This is a genomic window from Polaribacter litoreus (genome assembly GCF_054584775.1).
In genome coordinates this window covers 1-2,112 of sequence record NZ_JBTLRD010000062.1, presented here as the reverse complement: position 1 = coordinate 2,112, position 2,112 = coordinate 1, and the positions used below count along the sequence as shown (strand labels likewise).

The window sequence follows — 2,112 nt, the reverse complement described above, 5'->3', positions numbered from 1 at the left end:
ATAAAAACCGAATAGAAAATCCGCGAGGATTTTCGTAAGTAGGCAATAAGCCAGCAATAAATTATATACGGTGTTGCAAACCGTTTTTAATTCAGATTTTTATTTTTAAATTCAATATTTTTGTCAAAACCATTATTTATTAAAATTCAATTAATTTTCTATTTTTAAAGTATCTAATTCTGGTTTTTCTTTATTCATAGTCTGTTTACTTTTCGTTTTATTCAAATTTATTTTCAATGATTTAAGTTCAGATTTTAGAGAGTCATTCTCAATTTCTAAAGTCTCAAATTTTGCATCTAAAGAATTGTAATTATATTTTTGATAAGCACTTAAAGAACCAAAAAATATAGCAACGCAAATTGGAATTATTTTATACCAATCTAAAGTTTTCTTCTGTTTTTTAAATTCGTTTTTGAAACCTTTTTGCTTTACAAATTGTAAAGTTTTCTTGTTTTTTCTAACCCATAACTCCCCAGAAAATGGTATTTCTAAATTTGAATCAACACAATTATATTCAACTAATATACTAACAAGTCTTTCAAATTCAAGTCTGTCTTTTTCGTCGTTATTTGGAATGTTTTTGCCAAATCCAAATACTTTTTTATTTTTTAAATATTCACAATTTATTGAAAAGATAAATTCCGTTTTACATAATTCACTTGCTATATAATCTAAAACAGGAATATCATCTTTTTGTAATTCTATCATTTTTTAGAGTGTGATTGGTAAATGGTTGGCAACGTTTTGGTGTATTAAAAGTTGCGATTTTGTGCCATCGTTATTTTCCGAAGGAAAATATAAGATTGCAAAAAAAGCAACAACTTTTGGTTAAGCTAAAATTAGCAATTTTTTTTACACGGTGTTGTAAATAGTAGTTTTTTTTCCAGTTAATAATTCCATTGTAGTTTTTCGCACTTTGCTTAATTCAACATTTTAAGTAATAAATTCGACAAAGAAATTCAATTCCGAAAGTTGCTTAAATTCCAGTTTTTGATTTCAAGTCTTGCTAATTTTCCCACGTTTTAATTTTCCAGTCTGAGTAAATTCACACGTTTAATATTTCCACAAACAAGATAAAATTCCCACAATAATTTTTTCACGAGTGAAAGATAATTCAGCAATTGTTAAATTCCATTTATAAGCGATTAAAAAATTCCCACGAACAACTAAATTCAGACATTTTGGAAATTTAAATTTTCATGTTTCTGAGTGTTTTCCACTATTATTTACAACGTTTTGCAGCTACACGCAGGCAGGGATTTTTACCACTGAACTTTCTACGAAGGACTGAACTTCAAATTTCCTACTTTCCTGTCCTACGAAGCAGGAAACCCCTGCTTACGTGTAGGTGCTGTTATGGTGCGTTTTCATTCTTTGTCCCTTACTTGTTCTCTTGCTTTAGTCACAATTTCTAAATAGTCAGCTCTGAAAGGTTCCGATAATTGCTTTTCTAAAATACATTCAATGTCCCAGAGCACTCTCTGTTCTGATTGGTCTTCAAATTTACTCAAGTCGTCATTCTCATTAAATCTACCGAGAAATTCGAATAAAACAATTGCTTCGTCCTTAGTCAATTCGATATTTATTTTTTCGTCACTCATTTTCTAGTTCTGTTTCAAGGTCGTTGAAATAAAGAATGAAAATTAAAAAGTTATTGAGGATTGCGTCAGTTTTACTTTTCTCTTTTAAAAAGTCAAAGCTTTCAATTCCTTCTTTTACTAATTCGCTGTCAGCTGGAAGTTTTTCAAATTGATTTAAACATTCTGCTTTAGTCCGCTGACAGTATTCTTTCCAACTTTCTCCTGTTTTTCTTTCTGTCGTGTCATATTTGTGCCAATAGAGTTCACAAGTACCGTCTGGAAGTTTAAATTGAACTTGTCCGCCAATAATTCCAAGTCCGACTTCTACTGCCTTGTCAACTACTTCCTTAAAGTCAGTTCGTTTCCAACCATATTCCTTTCCACTTACAATTGCCTTTTGTAAGATTTCAGTTGGTAGATATTTTTCTTCTGTTTCTGTCATTCTTTAAATGCACCATAACGTTTTGGTGTATTATTTGTTGCGTAAATTTAGCGAAAAAAAAGCTATTTAGACTAAAACTTTAGCGTTTCC

At 30.0% G+C, this 2,112-nt stretch carries 3 protein-coding genes; all 3 read right to left on the bottom strand.

Annotated features, from left to right (window positions below; translation table 11 throughout):
• Positions 1-150: 150 nt before the first annotated feature.
• Entirely contained in the window at positions 151-708 is a 558-nt protein-coding gene (locus tag ACW9UN_RS17070; RefSeq protein WP_459487576.1) for a hypothetical protein, read from the bottom strand.
• Between the two features lie 659 nt (positions 709-1,367).
• Complete coding sequence (locus ACW9UN_RS17065; RefSeq protein ID WP_459487575.1) at positions 1,368-1,601, bottom strand: hypothetical protein; 234 nt, start codon at positions 1,599-1,601, stop codon at positions 1,368-1,370.
• Positions 1,594-2,022, bottom strand: coding sequence for a hypothetical protein (locus tag ACW9UN_RS17060; protein WP_459487574.1), 429 nt, complete (start codon positions 2,020-2,022; stop codon positions 1,594-1,596). Before ACW9UN_RS17060 ends, ACW9UN_RS17065 begins: the two co-directional genes overlap by 8 nt.
• Positions 2,023-2,112: the final 90 nt, after the last annotated feature.